The 17,235-nt window shown below is 70.1% G+C and carries 15 protein-coding genes; 6 read left to right on the top strand and 9 right to left on the bottom strand.

The window, feature by feature from the left end:
* Nucleotides 1-393: 393 nt before the first annotated feature.
* A complete protein-coding gene (locus NE857_RS01780) occupies nt 394-699 on the bottom strand; it encodes an AbrB/MazE/SpoVT family DNA-binding domain-containing protein (protein ID WP_254419488.1) in 306 nt (101 codons plus the stop codon).
* 232 nt (nt 700-931) lie between these two features.
* On the opposite strand from NE857_RS01780, the gene NE857_RS01775 reads away from it, so the two are divergent.
* The 4 genes from NE857_RS01775 (at nt 932) to NE857_RS01760 (ending at nt 5,047) form a co-directional block, all read left to right on the top strand.
* On the top strand, nt 932-1,834 hold the full coding sequence (locus NE857_RS01775; protein WP_254419487.1) for a dihydrodipicolinate synthase family protein: 903 nt from the start codon (nt 932-934) through the stop codon (nt 1,832-1,834).
* 191 nt (nt 1,835-2,025) lie between these two features.
* Complete coding sequence (locus NE857_RS01770; protein WP_254419486.1) at nt 2,026-2,910, top strand: PhzF family phenazine biosynthesis protein; 885 nt, start codon at nt 2,026-2,028, stop codon at nt 2,908-2,910.
* A gap of 265 nt (nt 2,911-3,175) precedes the next feature.
* Complete coding sequence (locus NE857_RS01765; protein ID WP_254419485.1) at nt 3,176-3,799, top strand: hypothetical protein; 624 nt, start codon at nt 3,176-3,178, stop codon at nt 3,797-3,799.
* A 96-nt stretch (nt 3,800-3,895) separates the two neighbouring features.
* Nucleotides 3,896-5,047 (top strand): glycerol dehydrogenase, encoded by a 1,152-nt coding sequence (locus NE857_RS01760; protein WP_254419484.1) that lies wholly within the window; start codon nt 3,896-3,898, stop codon nt 5,045-5,047.
* A gap of 40 nt (nt 5,048-5,087) precedes the next feature.
* Here the strand turns inward: NE857_RS01760 and NE857_RS01755 are convergent, their stop codons facing one another.
* On the bottom strand, nt 5,088-6,338 hold the full coding sequence (locus NE857_RS01755) for an MFS transporter (protein ID WP_254419483.1): 1,251 nt from the start codon (nt 6,336-6,338) through the stop codon (nt 5,088-5,090).
* Nucleotides 6,339-6,416: 78 nt separating this feature from the next.
* Between NE857_RS01755 and NE857_RS01750 the strand changes: the two genes are divergently transcribed.
* Nucleotides 6,417-7,469 (top strand): ArsR/SmtB family transcription factor, encoded by a 1,053-nt coding sequence (locus NE857_RS01750; RefSeq protein WP_254419482.1) that lies wholly within the window; start codon nt 6,417-6,419, stop codon nt 7,467-7,469.
* On the opposite strand, the gene NE857_RS01745 is transcribed toward NE857_RS01750, so the two are convergent.
* The 7 genes from NE857_RS01745 to NE857_RS01715 form a co-directional block, all read right to left on the bottom strand.
* Nucleotides 7,433-8,737 carry a TrkH family potassium uptake protein gene (locus tag NE857_RS01745; protein ID WP_254419481.1) on the bottom strand — a complete coding sequence of 435 codons (1,305 nt, stop codon included), beginning with the start codon at nt 8,735-8,737 and terminating at the stop codon, nt 7,433-7,435. The two genes, NE857_RS01750 and NE857_RS01745, sit on opposite strands and share 37 nt — an antisense overlap.
* Nucleotides 8,738-8,835: 98 nt before the next feature.
* Nucleotides 8,836-9,546, bottom strand: coding sequence for a response regulator (locus NE857_RS01740; RefSeq protein WP_254419480.1), 711 nt, complete (start codon nt 9,544-9,546; stop codon nt 8,836-8,838).
* Nucleotides 9,547-9,689: 143 nt separating this feature from the next.
* Nucleotides 9,690-10,259, bottom strand: a complete 570-nt coding sequence (gene kdpC, locus NE857_RS01735; RefSeq protein ID WP_254419479.1) for a K(+)-transporting ATPase subunit C — start codon at nt 10,257-10,259, stop codon at nt 9,690-9,692.
* A 1-nt stretch (nt 10,260) separates the two neighbouring features.
* The gene (gene kdpB, locus NE857_RS01730) at nt 10,261-12,414 is read right to left on the bottom strand and encodes a potassium-transporting ATPase subunit KdpB (RefSeq protein ID WP_425572158.1); all 2,154 of its coding nucleotides are present in this window, start codon (nt 12,412-12,414) and stop codon (nt 10,261-10,263) included.
* Nucleotides 12,415-12,422: 8 nt separating this feature from the next.
* Nucleotides 12,423-14,141: a potassium-transporting ATPase subunit KdpA gene (gene kdpA, locus NE857_RS01725; protein ID WP_254419477.1), complete on the bottom strand. Its 1,719-nt coding sequence runs from the start codon at nt 14,139-14,141 to the stop codon at nt 12,423-12,425.
* Complete coding sequence (locus NE857_RS01720) at nt 14,141-14,230, bottom strand: potassium-transporting ATPase subunit F (protein ID WP_017579269.1); 90 nt, start codon at nt 14,228-14,230, stop codon at nt 14,141-14,143. The genes kdpA and NE857_RS01720 overlap by 1 nt, the downstream gene beginning before the upstream one ends.
* Complete coding sequence (locus NE857_RS01715; protein ID WP_017579270.1) at nt 14,227-14,433, bottom strand: hypothetical protein; 207 nt, start codon at nt 14,431-14,433, stop codon at nt 14,227-14,229. The genes NE857_RS01720 and NE857_RS01715 overlap by 4 nt, the downstream gene beginning before the upstream one ends.
* A 207-nt stretch (nt 14,434-14,640) precedes the next feature.
* On the opposite strand from NE857_RS01715, the gene NE857_RS01710 reads away from it, so the two are divergent.
* Nucleotides 14,641-17,193 carry a sensor histidine kinase gene (locus NE857_RS01710; protein ID WP_254419476.1) on the top strand — a complete coding sequence of 851 codons (2,553 nt, stop codon included), beginning with the start codon at nt 14,641-14,643 and terminating at the stop codon, nt 17,191-17,193.
* The last annotated feature ends 42 nt before the right edge of the window (nt 17,194-17,235 follow it).

Raw genomic sequence — 17,235 nt, 5'->3', positions numbered from 1 at the left:
CCATATGAAATGGCACCACCAGGCAGCCACAGATCCTACTCAAACCTTGATCCATAGCCCTGCTAATGCGGTTAGGGGGCAACCCCTTCATGGGTTCAAATCCCATATCCTCCGCGCTCTGACCTGGGGCTTTCCGTACTGCGGAAGGCTCCAGGTGTTTCTTTTTGGACGGTCGGCACGCACGTCCGTCGGCCTGGAGAGCACTCCCGGCAGCTCCCTTCGGGTTCCGTCGTGACTCCCCAGCGTCTTTCGCATCGAGGTAGCGCGCTGTCAGCTCTGCTGCCTCACGCTCCTGGTGCGGCATCAAGCACCCGAAGCGCTCCGCCTGCTGGCGGGGCAGCTTCTGGAAATCGGCCTGGAAGCGGGAAGTGGTGGCGAACGCGGCCAGTGCTCTCAGCGTGCCTCTTCCTCTAGAGCGTCGAACATCGACTCCGCGCCCTCGAACTCCTCGGTCCGGCCCGTGGCGATCTGCTCACTGGCCTCCCGCTCACCCCGCTGCCATTCGGGGTCCCAGAACCACGCCTGGCCAGCGGGAGCCGATGCCATGCCCCTGAGCACGACCTGACCGCTCTCCGTGACATCGAACTCGACCTCGTCGCCCTCACGAATGTGCAGGGCCTCGGCGACCTCACGGGGCAGGGTGACCTGGTTCTTACGACGCATCACCGCGCGTCGACGTCGCGCCTTCCTAACGCTCATGGCCGCTGGGCTCCTTCGGGGTCGCGCTCCGGCCCTCCCTGCCAGCGACACGTCTCCAAGATGTCTCCAGGGGTCGGAAAGACCAACTTTCCCAGCAGAACGAAGCATCGGTTCAGAACCTCTGAAGAAGAGTGAGGATGGGGGAGCGCAGCCCGCTTGTGCCCGACACCGCCCCAGGTATTCCAGGCGATGAAGGAAATCGCGTGCATTCCGTCCAGAGACAGGAACAGTCATGAACAGCGTCTTCACCGGCCTCAGTGCCTTCCCTCTGACCCCGCTCAAGGATGACGCCGTCGATGAGGCGGCGTTCGTCGGCCTGGTCGAACGACTCGCGGCGGCAGGGGCGGACTCGGTCACGGCACTCGGTTCGACCGGTTCCTACGCCTATCTCGCTCCCGAAGAGCGTGCCCGCGTCGCCCGGCTCGCGGTCGAGCACGCCGGGGGCACGCCTGTGTTCATCGGCGTCGGGGCGCTGCGTACCTCGCAGGTCCTGGCCCACGTCGAGAGCGCGGAGGCCGCGGGTGCCGCTGGTGTGCTGCTGGCCCCGATGACCTATCAACCGCTCACCGAGGACGACGTGTTCGAGCTGTTCCGCGCCGTCACCGAGCACACCGAACTGCCGGTCATCGTCTACGACAACCCCGGCACCACCCGCTTCACCTTCAGCACCGAGCTCTACGCCCGGATCGCCCGGCTTCCGGGGGTCGCCTCGATCAAGATCCCCGGTGTCCCCGCCGATCCGACCAAGGCGCGGGAACATGTCGCCGCGATCCGCGCGACCGTGCCGGAGCACGTCACCATCGGGGTCTCCGGGGACGCGTCGGCCGCGACCGGTCTGAGCGCGGGCTGCGATGCCTGGTATTCGGTGATCGGCGGAACCCTCCCGGGCCCGGCGATCACGATCACTCGTGCGGCGCTCGACGGTCGGCCCGACGACGCGACCGCGGAGTCGGAACGCCTCGCCCCGCTGTGGGACCTGTTCGCGGAGTTCGGCGGCAGTCTGCGCGTGGTCGCCGCGATCGCCGAACACCTCGGCCTGGCCTCTACGCGGTGCCTGCCGCTGCCGATCCAAGGCCTCACCGACGCACAGCGGACCCGGGTCGCCGGGATCGTCGACCGACTCGGCCTTGGGTAGACGCAGAGCCGGGGCGTCGCCAGCGGCGCTCGTGGCCCCCTCGTCGCCTCCGTCGTCGCGGCGGCCCTGCTCCTGGTCATCCCCCTACCGAGCGTTCCCACCGCTTTCACGGCGTTCACGCTCGCAGGGATCGCCGGCGCTGGGAACGGCGCTCCCCATGACTTCGAGGGAGAGGGCCACGGTTGACGCGAGTGCACGATGACGCGACCTTGAACGCGTTCGAATATTCTGCGCGCATGAGGAGATTCCGGCAGGTCGACGTTTTCGGCGAGGAGTCCTGTACTGGCAATCCCGTCGCAGTCGTACTCGATGCCGAAGGGCTTGACGACGAGGCACTCCGCCGATTCTCGGTCTGGTCGAACCTGTCGGAGTGCACCTTCGTGTTTCCCCCGACAATGCCGGGCGCGGACTACCGGGTGCGCATCTTCAGCCTGAACACCGAGCTCGCGTTTGCCGGGCACCCGACCCTGGGAACCGCACGGGCGTGGCTGGACGCGGGCGGCGTTCCCGCCACGCCCGGCGTCGTGGTGCAGGAGTGCGATGCCGGGCTGGTTCCCGTCCGTCTCGGGGGCGACAGGCTCGCCTTCTCAGCGCCTGCGCGACTGCGATCAGGACCGGTCGACTCCGACCTGCTCACCGCACTGCTCGAGATCCTCGGGATCGGGCGTGAGCACGTGGTCGACGCGGAGTGGCTGGATAACGGTCCCGGCTGGGTGGGGCTCCTGCTCGACCACGCGGACACCGTACTGAAGCTGCGTCCGGACGCGTCAGCGCATCCGGGCCGGTGGGATATCGGTGTGATCGGGGCTCACGATCCGGGCTCGGAGGCGGCGTTCGAACTGCGGGCGTTCTTCACCGAGGGCGAGGACCCTCTGCGTGAGGATCCGGTGACGGGCAGTCTGAATGCCGCGGCCGCGGAATGGCTGATCGCGAGCGGCCGAGCCGAGACGCCCTATGTGGCAGCGCAGGGCACCGCGATGGAACGACGGGGCCGCATTCATGTCAGCAGTGACCAGGACAAGATCTGGATCGGTGGGCGAGCAGAGATCATCCTCTCAGGATCTGCCGTCCTGTGATGGTTCGTACGCGGTGTTGAACAGACGGCCGAAGCCTGTGCCCAGATCATCGCGGGGTCGCGCGGCCAGCAGGTGATCCAGCTGCCACAGCCTGTTTCCGCCACCCAGGGAACCGCTGATGCGGTGAGGGGTCAACCCCTTCACGGGCTCACATCCCCTCTCCTGCGCCGACAAGAAGGAGTTCCTGCCGCACGTGGCAGGGGCCCTTTCGGCGTTTCCGGTCCCGGTGGCCTTTCGGAGGCGGCCTCAGGAGTAGGTTCACGGCATGAGCGAGCGCTTGCCTCCCCCACGCGGCCTCCACGCGCGCGTGCTGCTTTACGGTCTCCGCTTCCCCGGACGATTCGCCTTCTGCCAAGGGGCGTTCGCCGGGCTCATCTTCGGCACCGCGATGGCCGCACACGCGGCAGGCACGGGCCGCGCCTCGGCCTGGGAGGCGGCCCTGCTCGGCCTGGCCCTGGGCACGGGCTTCGGCCTCCTCATGGGCTACTCCTTCCTGTGCCAGAACCACTCAGGGTCCGTAGCAGGGCGCTTCCCGGCCGGAACCGACCCCGACCAGGCGGTGCGGGCCTACGAACTCCTGCTCCTGGGCCGCCCCGGCGAGGATCCCGCCACCAACGAGACCGCCCGAGCGCAGGCCGAGCAGACCCTGGCCTCACGCAGCGGACCCTGGCTCACCGTCCCGCTGTTCCTGCTGTTCGCAGCGGTGTCCGCGGGAGTGGCGGTGCGGATGCACCTGGACGCCGCCCCTGCTTTCTCCGTCTCCTCCTTCGCGATGACGTGCGTCCTGCTGGTGGTGGCGGCCGCGGTCTCGGTACCGCTGAACGCGGGCGCGCGGCGCCGCTCACACGAGTTCATGGAGGCCATGGAGGCCCGTGACGGACAGGGGTGAGGCAAAGAACGGGGCAACCTCGACCACCCGACGTTTGGGTGGGCGGGACAGTGGTCAGGCCGGGGAGAGGAACCACCAACCACAGGGGGAACTTCCATGGCCTCGAACACTCCGTCCCTGCGCGTCTTCGCCTCACCCGACCGCTACGTCCAGGGGCGGGGCGCGATGGAGCAGCTCGGCGCCCTGGTCGGCAAACTGGGGTACAAACCCCTGGTCCTCACCGACGACGTGGTGCGGGACCTGGTCGACGACACGTTGACGCGCTCCTTCAAGGAAGCCGATGTGCCGCTGACCTTCGAGCGGTTCGGCGGGATCCCCACCAGGGCCGAGTCCGAACGGGTCGGCGAGGTCATCGAGGAGAACGGCCACGACGTGATCGTGGGTCTGGGCGGCGGGGCGGCGATCGACGCAGCCAAGGCCGCGGGCGACAACGCCGGGGTGCCCTGGGTGAGCGCCGCCACGGTGGCCTCCACCGACGCGCCCACCTCCGCGCTCTCCGTGGTCTACACGGAGGAGGGCGCCTTCGAGTCCTACCGTTTCTACGACCGCAACCCCGCTCTGGTGGTGGTCGACACCCAGCTGGTGGCACAGGCCCCCACGAAGTTCCTCGCGGCGGGGGTGGGCGACGCCCTGGCCACCTGGATCGAGGCCCGCGCCCTGCGGGGCACCGACGCGCCGAACATGGTCAGCGGGCTCCCCACCAGGGCCGGGACCGCGCTGGCCCAGCTCTCCTGGGACATCCTGTGGGAGTCCGCCCTGCCCGCGCTGGACGCCGTGGAACGGGATCTGGTGACCCCGGACGTGGAGGCGGTGGTGGAGGCCACCACCCTGCTGTCCGGGCTGGGCTTCGAGTCAGGCGGGCTGGCCGCCGCGCACGCGGTGCACGACGGCCTCACCGCGGTGGACGAGTCCCACCACCTGGCCCACGGCGAGAAGGTCAACATCGGTTCCCTCACCCAGCTGCTTCTGGAGGGCGCCGCCACCGCCGAGGTGGAGGAGTTCGCCGAGTTCACCGCGCGGGCGGGCCTGCCCACCACACTCACCGAGGCGGGTCTGGGCGATGCCGACGACGCGCTGCTGGACCGGGTGGTCGAGGCCGCCATGGCCCCCGAGGAGACCATCCACAACCTCCCGTTCACCCCCTCACACCGGGACGTGCGCGACGCGCTCCGCGCGGTGGAAGGGGTCGGCCGCCGGGTCAGGGAACGCGCGGGACTGGGCACGCCCAAGGCACCGGAGAAGGGCTGAGCCCGGGGCGGATCACCCCGGTTCGCCCGACCCGCCACAGTCACTGAGGGCCGTAGCCGCCCTGTGGGTCGGGGCCGCGCAGGCGGGACAGGGCCAGGGGGATCCAGCCGAGCAGGCTGACCGCGGCGCCCACCGCGAGGGCGGTGCGTACGTCCCACAGCTCGGCCACCGCGCCCGCGTACAGGGCCCCGACGGTGAGGGATCCGGTCATCAGGAACCGCAGGGTCGCGGTCATCCGGCCGAGCATCCGGTCCGGGGTGAGCCGCTGACGCAGGGTCACCTGGACGACGTTGAGCGCTCCGATTCCGAACTGGGAGAGCGCCCAGACCACGCTGACCACCCAGAAGTTGGCGGCGGTCAGGAAGGGCACCGCCAGAGCGCCGACCCCGGTGACGCATGAGGTGAGCAGCAGAGTCCGCCCGGTACCGAGGCGGGCGGCCAGGCGTGTGGAGGCCATCGAGCCGAGGAGGACCCCGACCGCGCCGACCATGAAGAACAGGCCCGCGCGCCCTTCGCCAAGGTCGAGGTCGGTGACGATCAGGACCGGTGCCATCACGATCAGCGGGCTCAGGCCGAGGTTGACGATCAGGGTGGACGCGGCGATCGGTCGCAGGATCTCGTGGCCGAACACGTACCGCACCCCCTCGCGGATCTCGGGGAGAAGGCGGCGCTCGCTCCGCTCCGGTCGTGGCTCCTGGACCCGGACAGCGGCAGTGATCAGGGACGACGCGCATTGGGCGAGGCCGTTGAGCAGGAGGACGACGGGGGCGCCCAGGAACTGCACCAGGTAACCGCCGCCGCCGCGCCCGAGGAGGATCGAGGTGGACTGCAGGCCGGTGAGCGCGGCGTTCGCGGGCATCAGCCGGTCCCGGCCGACGAGGGCGGGCAGGAAACCCTGCTGGGCGACGCGTGAGAAGAGCGCCGCCGCTCCGCCCAGGAGAGCGCACACGTAGAGCTGGGTGAGGGTCAGGGCCCCCAGCGCCCAGGCGAGCGGGATCGACAGCAGGATCAGGCCGTGCAGGAACTGGCTGACGACGATCACCGGGCGGCGGCGGAGCCGGTCGGTCCAGACCCCCGCGGGCAGGCCGATGATCAGGTAGGCGGCGGTGGTGAGGGCTCCCAGCAGACCCACCTGACCGGGGGTGGCGTCCAGGGTGAGCACCGCGAGCAGCGGCATCGCCAGGGCGCCGACCTCGGTACCCGTGTCGGCCATGGTGCGGGCGGCGAAGAAGCGGCGGAAGCCTACGGACGCGAACGGCCCGCGGGTGGGCTGGGGAGTGGTCGTGGTCATACGGGCATGGTGCGCGCACCGGCGGCTGGGGCACCATGAGTTCGGACATGGCCGAACTGCGACCGCGGCGGAGGCGTGATGATCGAGCTGACCTTCAGCACCGAGGAGATCACCGGCAGCCGGTTCGCCGTCTCCCCGCTCTGGGAGGTGGTGGCCGCGCGCATCCAGCTGACCAGGGCCGCCCCGGATCCGGTGCACCGGGTGTGGGCCGAGGAGGTCTCGGACCGGGTCAGGAGCTCGGAACGGGAATGGCCGATGTTCAGCGAGCTGGTTCGCCCGGGTTCGCGGATCGTACCCGCCCTGGTGTGCCCCGTGCCCTCCCTCGCCATGCCGGACCTGCCCCTGGAGCTGGCAGCGGTGCGCGCCCAGTCAGCGGAGTTCGTGCGCGCCTCGCTGGAACTGGTCTCCGAGGTCCGAGGCCCCGAAGTGGACCGTCTGCGGGACGAACCGGAGAACGGGCTGCGGCAGCTGGCCGACGAGGTCGAGGCCTACTGGGAGACAGCGGTCGCGCCCTACTGGCCCCGCGTGCTCTCACTGCTGGAGGGCGAGGTGCTCTACCGCGCCCGACGGCTGGCGGAGGGGGGCGTGGGCCATGCGTTCGCGGACCTGGACCCTCGTATCCGCTGGAAGGGCCCGACCCTGCGAGTGCCGAGCAAGATGGTCGACGGCCCGCGCGACCTGGACGGACGCGGCCTGGTCCTGACCCCGTCGGTGTTCGTCCATCCGGGGGTGTGGCACATCCTGTCGCCACTGGCCCCGCCGACCGTGCGCTACCCCGCACGCGGTGTGGGCACCCTCTGGGAGCGGCGGACGTCCGCGGTCCCCGAAGCCCTGGCCGGGGTACTCGGACGGACCCGGGCACTGCTGCTGTCCGAGCTGGACACTCCCGCGAGCCACGGGGACCTGGCCCGGCGCACCGGGAGGTCGAAGGCCTCGGTCTCGGAGGCCCTGACCGCACTGCGCCGAGCAGGGCTGGTGAGCGCCCACCGCACCGGCCGCTACGTCCTGCACGCGCGCACCGGCATCGGCGAGGCCCTGGTCGCCGGGGTCCGTCCGGATCCGGTAGCGGGTGCGGGTACGGCCAAGCCTGCGGATCAGCCCACGATCGGACGCTCCTCGGGGAGCTCGTAGGCCCGGCTGCGCCGCCGCATGGCCAGTGCCGAGGCCAGGGTGATGGGGCCGATCCGCCCGACGAACATGAGGAACACCAGGATCATCTGCCCCAGCACCGGCAGGTCGCCGGTGATACCGGTGGACAGGCCGACGGTCGCGAAGGCCGAAGTGGTCTCGAAGAGGATCTGATCCAGGGTGAACGACGTGATCGTCATCAGGGCGAGAGTCGCGGACAGCACCAGCCCCAGCGACAGCAGTGCGACGGTGGTGGCCTGTGACACCGTGGCCTGGCTCAACCGGCGACCGGCCGCGTGCACCGTGGGCTCACCGCGCACGTTGCTGTAGATCACCAGCATCAAGACCGCGAAAGTGGTGACCTTGATACCGCCCGCGGTGCCCGCGCTGCCGCCGCCGATGAACATCAGGATGTCCGTGACCAGGAGCGTCTGGGTGTTCATCGCACCGAAGTCCAGGCTGTTGAAGCCGGCGGTGCGGGGCATGACCGCCTGGAAGAAACCGGTCAACAGCTTCTCCCGCACGTTCAGGGCCCCCATGGTGGCCGGGTTGTTCCACTCCAGGGTGAGGAAGGCCGCAAGTCCGATCAGCAGCAGCGCCGCCGACATCCCGGCCGTCAGCTTGGCGTGCACCGACCAGTGCCGTGCTTCCCCCCGCTTCCGGGAGAACCGCCACAGCTCCACCCAGATCGGGAAGCCGATTCCGCCGGCGATGACGGCCAGGGCGATGGGCACCGTGATCCACGGGTCCGTGGCGAACCCCTCCATGCTGTCGGAGTAGAGGGAGAACCCGGCGTTGTTGAACGCCGAGATCGAGTGGAAGATCCCCGTGTACAGAGAGCTGAAGAAGTTCAGGTCGTAGGCGAGCCACCAGCGCAGGGTCAGCAGGACCGCCAGCGCGCCCTCGAACACCAGGGTCACGTAGAGCACTCCGGTGACCAGTTGGCGTACCTCGCCCAGGGAGACCCCCTTGGCCTCCGTACCGGTGTAGACGGCCATCCGCAGGCCCAGTCGGCGGCCCACCACCAGCGCCAGCACCGTGGCCAGGGCCATGACTCCGAAACCGCCGACCTGGATCAGCAGGAGGATCGTCACCTCGCCCAGGACGGACCAGTACCCGGAGGTGTCCTCCACCACCAGCCCCGTAACGCTCGCCGCGGAGACGGCGGTGAACAGGGCCGTGGCCGGAGCCGCGGGCTCACCGGTCTCGGTGGCCTGGGGAAGCGAGAGCAACCCCGTGCCCAACAGCACCAGGGCGGCGAAGGCCACCACGGTGAACTGGGGAGGACTCGCCCAGAACCACCTCCCCTTCCGAAGCCCGGACCGGGGCCGGGCCGGTCCGGCCCCCGGCCGAAGGCGTCGACCGGGAGTCACTCGTCTTCCTCAGCCGTCCTGAAGCGGTACCCCAGCCCCGGCTCGGTGAGGAAGTAGCGGGGCCGGGGCGGGTCCGGTTCCAACTTCTGCCGGATCTTGGTCATGAACACCCGAAGGTAGTTGGTCTCCCGCCCGTAGTTGGGGCCCCAGACCTCCTGGAGCAACTGCCGGTGGGTGACGAGTCTGCCGCGGTTGCGCACCAGCACTTCCACGATGTGCCACTGCCTGGGAGTGAGCTGCACGGCATCCCCGTTCCTGGTGATCCGTTGTGCGGCCAGGTCGACGGTGAAGTCCTCGGTCGCCACCGACACCTTCTCCTCCGTGGCCGCGGTCCTGCGCATCGCCGCACGGATCCGGGCGAAGAGTTCGTCCATACCGAACGGCTTGACGACGTAGTCGTCGGCGCCCAGGTCCAGAGCCTGGACCTTCATCGGCTCGGTATCGCGGCCGGACAGGACGACGACGGGCACGTCCGTCCAGCCGCGCAACCCCCGGATCACATCCAAACCGCTCATCTGCGGTAGTCCCAGGTCCAGTAGTACGAGGTCGGGACGGTGGTGTGCGACGAGTTTGAGCGCGTGCTCCCCGGTGTCGGAGATCAGGGCGGTGTAGCCCCGCGCCCGCAGGTTGAGATCGAGCGCCCTGAGCAGACGGGGGTCGTCGTCGACGACCAGGACCGCCGGCGCGGCGGTGTTCCGCTCGTTCATACGGATCCGTTCTTCACGAAGTCGGCGCGTCCTTCTCTCAGGTGCGCCTGAACTGGTGTTTCGCCGCTTTCGTCCGGCGTCAAGATGGTAAGGGGCGCGCACCGGGCAGAGCCCGGCGCACACCCCGCGGGCGCTCCTCCGGTTCAGGGGGCCGCCTCGTCCAGGGCGAGGTTGAGGTTGAGCACGTTGACCCCTGGTTCGCCCAGCACTCCGGCGGCGCGCGGTGCGGTGTGCTCCCCGATCAGGGCCTCCACGTCCTCGTGCGGAACCCCCCTGGCCTCGGCGACCCGGTCGGCCTGGAGCCGGGCGTTGGCCACCGAGATGTGCGGGTCCAGCCCCGAGGCCGACGCCGTGACGGCGTCCACGGGGACCTGGTGGTCCTCCGCGAGCCCGTTGACGGCCCGGTACTCCTCGGCTCGGACGGCGAAGTCCTCCAGCAGCCCTTCGTCCAGGGGGCCGAGGTTGGCGCCGCCGCTGGCCGCGCCGTCGTGGTTCACGTCCGAGGGACGCGGGTGGAAGTACCCCTGACCGGTGAAGCCCTGGGCGAGCTGCTCCGAGCCCACGACCCGGCCGTCCCGTTCCAGCAGGGAGCCGTTGGCCTGGTGGGGGAAGACGGCCTGGGCCGCCCCGGTGACCGCCAGCGGGTACGCCAGACCGGTCACGAGGGTGAACAGCGCGAGCATGCCCGCGGCCGTGATGAGGTTGCGGACCATGTCAGAGCACTCCCAACGCGATGATGGCCGTATCGATGGCCTTGATGGCGACGAACGGCGTGATGAGTCCGCCCAGGCCGTACAGCAGCAGGTTGCGCCGCAGCGCCGTGGTGGCCGACCCGGGACGGAACCGCACTCCGCGCAGCGACAGCGGCACGAGCGCGATGATGACCAGGGCGTTGAAGACCACCGCGGAGAGGATGGCCGACTCCGCCGACTGCAGGCCCATGATGTTGAGGCTCTCCAGCCCGGGCAGGGCCGCCGCGAACATCGCGGGCAGGATCGCGAAGTACTTCGCGACGTCGTTGGCGATGGAGAAGGTGGTCAGCGCCCCTCTGGTGATGAGCAGCTGTTTGCCGACCTGGACGATGTCGATGAGCTTGGTCGGATCCGAGTCGAGGTCGACCATGTTGGCGGCCTCCCGGGCGGCCTGGGTGCCCGTGTTCATCGCCACGCCCACGTCGGCCTGGGCCAGGGCGGGGGCGTCGTTGGTACCGTCCCCCGTCATGGCCACGAGCGCCCCGCCGTCCTGCTCCTGGCGAATCAGCCGCAGCTTGCGTTCGGGGGTGGCCTCGGCCAGGTAGTCGTCCACCCCCGCCTCGTCGGCGATGACGGCAGCGGTGCGCCGGTTGTCTCCGGTGACCATGACCGTACGGATGCCCATGGCGCGCAGCTGCGCGAAACGTTCGCGCATGCCCGGTTTGACGGTGTCCTTGAGGTGGACGACCCCGAGTGCCCGGGCCGGGGCGCCCGCCCCGGGGACCTCGGCGACGGCCAGCGGGGTGCCGCCCTGGTCGGCCACCGCCGCGGACAACCGATCCAGTTCCGCGGGCGCCTCGCCGCCGTTCTCGCGTACCCAGCGGGCGACGGCGTCGACCGCTCCCTTGCGGACCAGGCGGCCGTCCTCGTCCAGGCCGCTCATCCGGCTCTGTGCGGTGAAGGGCACCGGGGTTCCGCCGATCTCTTCCGGCCGCCGGAGTCCGGGGTACCGGGCCGCGGTGAAGTCCACGATGGATCGGCCCTCGGGGGTGCCGTCCGGGAGGCTGGAGCGGTGCGCGGCAGCGGCGAGCTGGTCGTCCGGCACACCGGGCAGGGGCAGGAGTTCGGCAGCCTGCCTGTTGCCCAGGGTGATGGTGCCGGTCTTGTCCAGCAGCAGTGTGGTGATGTCACCGGACGCCTCCACGGCCCGCCCGGAGGTGGCCAGTACGTTGCGGCGCACCAGCCGGTCCATGCCCGCGATGCCGATCGCCGACAGCAAGGCACCGATCGTCGTGGGGATGAGGCAGACCAGAAGGGCCACCAGGACGAGGGTGTCCTGCCGTGCCTGCGAGTAGACGGCCATCGGCTGGAGGGTGACCACCGCGATGAGGAAGATGAGGGTGAGCCCGCTCAACAGGATGTTGAGGGCGATCTCGTTGGGGGTGCGTCGGCGTTCGGCTCCTTCGACCAGGGAGATCATGCGGTCCAGGAAGGTGTCGCCGGGGCGGCTGGTGACGCGCACGGCGATGGAGTCGGAGAGCACGGTGGTTCCGCCGGTGACAGCGGAGCGGTCTCCCCCGGACTCGCGGATGACGGGCGCGGACTCACCGGTGATGGCGGACTCGTCCACGCTGGCGACGCCCTCGACCACCTCGCCGTCTCCAGGGATAATCTCCCCCGCCGCGACGACGCACGTGTCACCGACCCGTAGCTCGGTTCCCGGGACGCGTTCGGTGGTGCCGTCGGGGTGTCGGACCAGGGCGGTCGTGCTTGCGCGCACGGCCCGCAGGGCGTCCGCCTGGGCCTTGCCCCGGCCTTCGGCCAGGGCCTCGGCGAAGTTGGCGAACAGCACCGTCGCCCACAGGAAGAAGGTGATCAGGGCACCGAAGACCAGTCCTCGGGTGTCCGTCGTCCCGGCGTTGACCAGGAACACCACCGTGGACAGCACGCTGCCGACCAGCACCACGAAGATGACGGGGTTGCGGACCAGGGTCCGCGGGTCGAGTTTGCGCAGCGCCTCGACCAGTGCCCGGCGCAGGACCGGTCCCGAGGTCAGTGATCCGCGGGTCGCTACTGGTACCGGCCCCTCCTCGGAGCGGGGTGCGTCCGGTGTGTCTGGGGGGCAGGGGGCGGTGGCGGTTCCCCCCGGTCGGGGGGAGGGTGTGTTCTCGTCCATGTGCGTGCTCACAGTGTGAAGTGTTCGGCGAGGGGGCCGAGGGAGAGGGCGGGGAGGAAGGTCAGACCTGCGACGATCACGACCACGGTGACGGTCAGCCCGGCGAAGAGCGGGGTGTGCGTGGGCAGGGTTCCGACCGTGGCGGGAACCGGTCGTTTTCGGGCCAGCGACCCGGCGAGCGCCAGGACGGGGATGATGAGCAGGAACCGGCCGACCAGCATGGCGATGCCCATCGTGACCGTGTACCACCAGGTCGAGGAGTCCAGGCCCGCGAACGCCGACCCGTTGTTGTTGGCGGTGGAGGCGTAGCCGTAGAGGATCTCCGACAGTCCGTGCGGTCCCTGGTTGCCGAGTGAGGCCAGGGCGGCGCTGTTGACCGCCGTGGCCGCCGCGAACCCCAGCAGGACCACCGGCATGGCCAGGACGTACAGCATGACCAGGGTGATCTCGGTGGAGGTGATCTTCTTTCCGAGGTACTCCGGGGTGCGTCCGATCATCAGTCCGGCGATGAAGACCGTCAGGACGGTCATCACCAGGAGGCCGTTGAGCCCCACGCCCACGCCGCCCGGACTGAGCTCGCCGAACATCATGTGCAGCATGGTCGCTCCGCCGCCGAGCGGGGTGAGGCTGTCGTGCATGGCGTTGACCGACCCGTTGGACGTCCCGGTGGTGGAGGCGGCCCACAGGCCGGAGGCCGCCGGTCCGAACCGGGTCTCCTTGCCCTCCATGTAGCCGCCGGACTGCTCGGCCGTGACGGACTGGTCCACCCCCATGGCCTCCAGCCGCGGGTTTCCCGCCCCCTCGGCCCCCATGACGATCAGGGAGAACGCCGCCCAGACGGTGAACATGATCCCGAAGACCGCCCACCCCTGGCGCCGGTCCCGGACCATGTGGCCGAAGGCGAAGGCCAGCGCGAAGGGGATGACGAGGATCGCCCACGTCTGGACGAAGTTGCTCAGGACGGTGGCGTTCTCGAAGGGGTGCGCTGAGTTCATGTCGAAGAACCCGCCCCCGTTGGTGCCCAGCTGCTTGATGGCGACCTGGCTGGCGGCGGGACCGCCGGGGATCGCCTGGGCCCCTCCCTCCAGGGTGGCTGCGGGAGTGTGCCCGTTGAAGTTCTGGATCACCCCCTGGCTCACCAGTACGAACGAGACCAGCAGGGAGAGCGGCAGCAGGACGCGCAGGACTCCCCGGGTCAGGTCCACCCAGAAGTTGCCGACAGTGCGGGCCCCTCGGCGGGCCAGACCTCGGATGAGAGCGGCCATCACCCCCATCCCGGCCGCGGCGGAGACGAAGTTCTGCACCGTGAGCCCGCTCATCTGGCTCAGGTGCGACATGGTCGACTCACCGCCGTAGGCCTGCCAGTTGGTGTTGGTCATGAAGCTGACCGCGACGTTGAACGCCACGTTGGGGTCGAGACCGGGCAGCCCGAGCGGGTTGAGCGGCAGCGCCCCCTGGGCCCTCAGCAGCGCGTACAGGGCCAGGAAGCCCACCGCGCTGAAGGCCAGCAGGGACAGCGCGTACCTGGTCCAGTGCTGCTCCTTTTCGGGGTCGATCCGACAGATCCGGTAGACCAGTTTCTCCACCGGGAGGAAGAACCGGTCGCCGGGCGCTCTGACACCCTCGCCGTACCCGTAGACCTTGGCCATGTAGCGGCCGAGCAGCGGAGCCGTGGCCAACAGCACCGCGATCAGCAGGGCGAACTGGGCCCATGCGGTCGCACTCATCAGAACCTCTCCGGGAAGAGCAGGGTGGCCAGCAGGTAGAGGGCCAGGGGAAGGGCCACGGCCAGGGTGAGGGCCTCGTCCCAACTCATGACGTCACCGTCTTCTGTACGCCGGTACGCCCGGCGTGGTCCGTCGCGTCCCCACGGGCCCCGGCGGGTCCCACCGGATCGGGATGGGGATCTTCCGGGTCCGGACCCAGGAGGTGCTGGCACATCCGCACGTAGACAGCGCACAGGGCGATGAAGCCCGTACCCGTCAGCAGGAGGAGTAGGTCCGCCATGTTCTCGTCCATGTTCCTTGCTTCGATCGAACGCGGGGCGGGTGCGACCGCCCCGGGGCGTGAGAGCGCCGCAGACGAGGTTGGGTCGGGAAGGACGGCGGGCGGCACACCGGTAGCGCTCCCTTAACGCCCATCCGGGGGGATTTAGCGGACAGTTAGCGCCAAACGTCCCAAAAACGCACGGTGACCGGTGAGGATGGTTCCGGAGGAGGAACTGCTGTGACACGTGGAAACTTGCGGGTCTATCTGGGGGCGGCACCCGGGGTGGGCAAGACCTACCGGATGCTGGACGAGGCCCACCGGCGCCGTGACCGCGGCGCGGACGTAGTCGTGGGGTTCGTCGAGTGCCACGGTCGGGTGATGACCGAGGCGATGATCGACGACCTCGAAGTGGTCCCGCGCACCCGGGTCACCCACCGGGGCCGCTCCTTCGAGGAGATGGACCTGGAGGCGGTCCTGGAGCGCCGCCCCCAGGTCGTCCTGGTCGACGAGCTCGCGCACAGCAACGTCCCCGGCAGCCGCAACGCCAAGCGCTGGCAGGACATCGAGGCGCTGCTGGACGCGGGCATCACCGTGCTGTCCACGCTCAACATCCAGCACCTGGAGTCCCTCAACGACGTCGTGGAGCGGGTCACCGGAATCCGCCAGGGCGAGACCGTGCCCGACGCCTGGGTTCGCGCCGCCGAGCAGATCGAGCTGGTCGACATGACCCCCGAGGCCCTGCGCAAGAGGCTCGCGCACGGCAACGTCTACCGGCCGGAGAAGATCGACGCCTCCCTGGGCAACTACTTCCGCAGCGGCAACCTGTCCGCTCTGCGAGAGCTGGCCCTGCTCTGGCTGGCCGGCCGGGTCGAGGACGAGCTGGAGAGCTACCGCAGCGACCACGGCGTGACCGACACCTGGGAGACCCGGGAACGGGTCGTGGTCGCGCTCACCGGCGGGGCCGAGGGCGAGACCCTACTGCGCCGGGCGGCCCGCATCGCCCGACGCGGCAGGGGCGCGGACCTCCTGGCCGTGCACGTGGCCCGCAGCGACGGCCTCACCGGAGCCGACCCCGCCCTGCTGGCCCGGCAACGCGTCCTGGTGGAACATCTGGGCGGCACCTACCACCAGGTCCTGGGCGAGGACGTGGCCCGCTCACTGATCGCGTTCGCACGCGGGGTCAACGCGACACAGCTGGTCCTGGGGGCCAGCCGTCGCGGCCGGATCGCCCGGTTGCTCTCGCCCGGCATCGGGGCCGCCACCACGGCCCTGTCCGGACCGATCGACGTCCACCTGGTCACACATGAGCACGCGGGGACACGGCCGCCCGCGGGCCGCCGGGCCGTGCTCTCCCGACGCCGCCGGTTGCTCGCCTGCGCGGTGGCGCTGCTGGCCCTGCTCATCGTGGGGTTCGGCATCGTCACTCCGGCGAGCGAGGCCTTCCTGGGAAGTGCGATCGCGCTGGTGTTCGCCACAGTGACGGTGGTCGCCCTGGTCGGGGGGATGTGGCCCGCGCTGCTGACCTCGGTCAGCGGCTTCGCGGTGCTCAACTTCTTCTACACCGAGCCCTACCTCACCTTCACCGTCGCCTCCATGCAGAGCGTCCTCGCCCTGGTCGGCTTCGTGGTCGTGGCCGTATCGGTGAGCGTGGTGGTGGACCAGGCGGCTCGCCGTACCAGGGAAGCTGCCCAGGCAGGGGCGGAGGCACAGGTTCTGGCGACCGTCGCGGGCAACGTCCTGCGGGGCTCACGCCCGCTGGAGGCCCTGATGGAGCGTCTGCGGGAGACCTTCTCCCTGACCTCGGTGGCCCTCCTGCAGCGCAGGCCCGGTTTCTCCGCGCGTCCCGACCAGCGCCAGGACCGCCGGAGGTGGGAGGTGGTCGCCGCCTCGGGCGAGGACCACCCCCTCTCCCCGTCGGAGCGGGACACAGAGGTACCGGTGGACGACGACCTCACCCTGGTACTGCGCGGCCGACGGCCCGAGGCAGGTGACCGCAGGATCATCGAGGTCTTCGCCGTCCAGGCCGCGGTCGCCCTCCGCCAGGAGCGGCTGGAGCGGGAGGCCGCCGCGGCCAGGCCCCTCGCGGAGGCCGACCGGATGCGGACCGCCCTCCTCTCAGCGGTCAGTCACGACCTCCGAGCACCGCTGGCCTCGGCCAAGGCTGCGGTGACCAGTCTGCGCAGCCGCGAGGTGCACTTCAGCGAGCAGGACCGGGAGGGGCTGCTGTCGATGGCGGACGAGTCCCTGGACCAGCTGACCCGGTTGGTGACGGACCTGCTGGACATGAGCCGCCTCCAGGCCGGGGTGTTGGGTGTGACGGCACGCCCGCTACAGGTGCGGGAGTCCGTGTTCTCCGCGTTGGACCAGTTGGACGGGGCCGCGGCGGACGGGGTAAGGGTGCTGGTTCCGGAAGAGCTCCCGGACGCGGTGGCCGACCCGGGACTGCTGGACCGGGTCCTGGTCAACATCATCGGCAACGCCCTGAAGTTCAGCCCGCGGGACCGCCCTCCGGAGGTCTCGGCGTCCTGGAGCGGCGATCGGATCGAGGTGCTGGTCGCCGACCACGGGCCCGGTGTCGCGGAGGAGGACCGGCAGAGCATGTTCGTACCGTTCCAGCGGTTGGGTGACTCCGACAACCAGAGCGGCCTCGGGCTGGGCCTGGCCCTCTCACAGGGTCTGGCCGAGGCCATGGGAGGTTCCTTGGCGGCCGACTCGACCCCGGGCGGCGGACTGACGATGCGTTTGACCCTGCGGGTGCCGGAGTGCACGCAGGAGGCGGCGGGGCCGTAACGGCCCCGCCGCCGGAGAAGGACCCGGCACCAGGGTCCTGGT

Source organism: Nocardiopsis exhalans (assembly GCF_024134545.1).
Taxonomy (GTDB): Bacteria; Actinomycetota; Actinomycetes; order Streptosporangiales; family Streptosporangiaceae; genus Nocardiopsis; species Nocardiopsis exhalans.
This window is presented reverse-complemented; position numbering and strand designations above follow the sequence as displayed.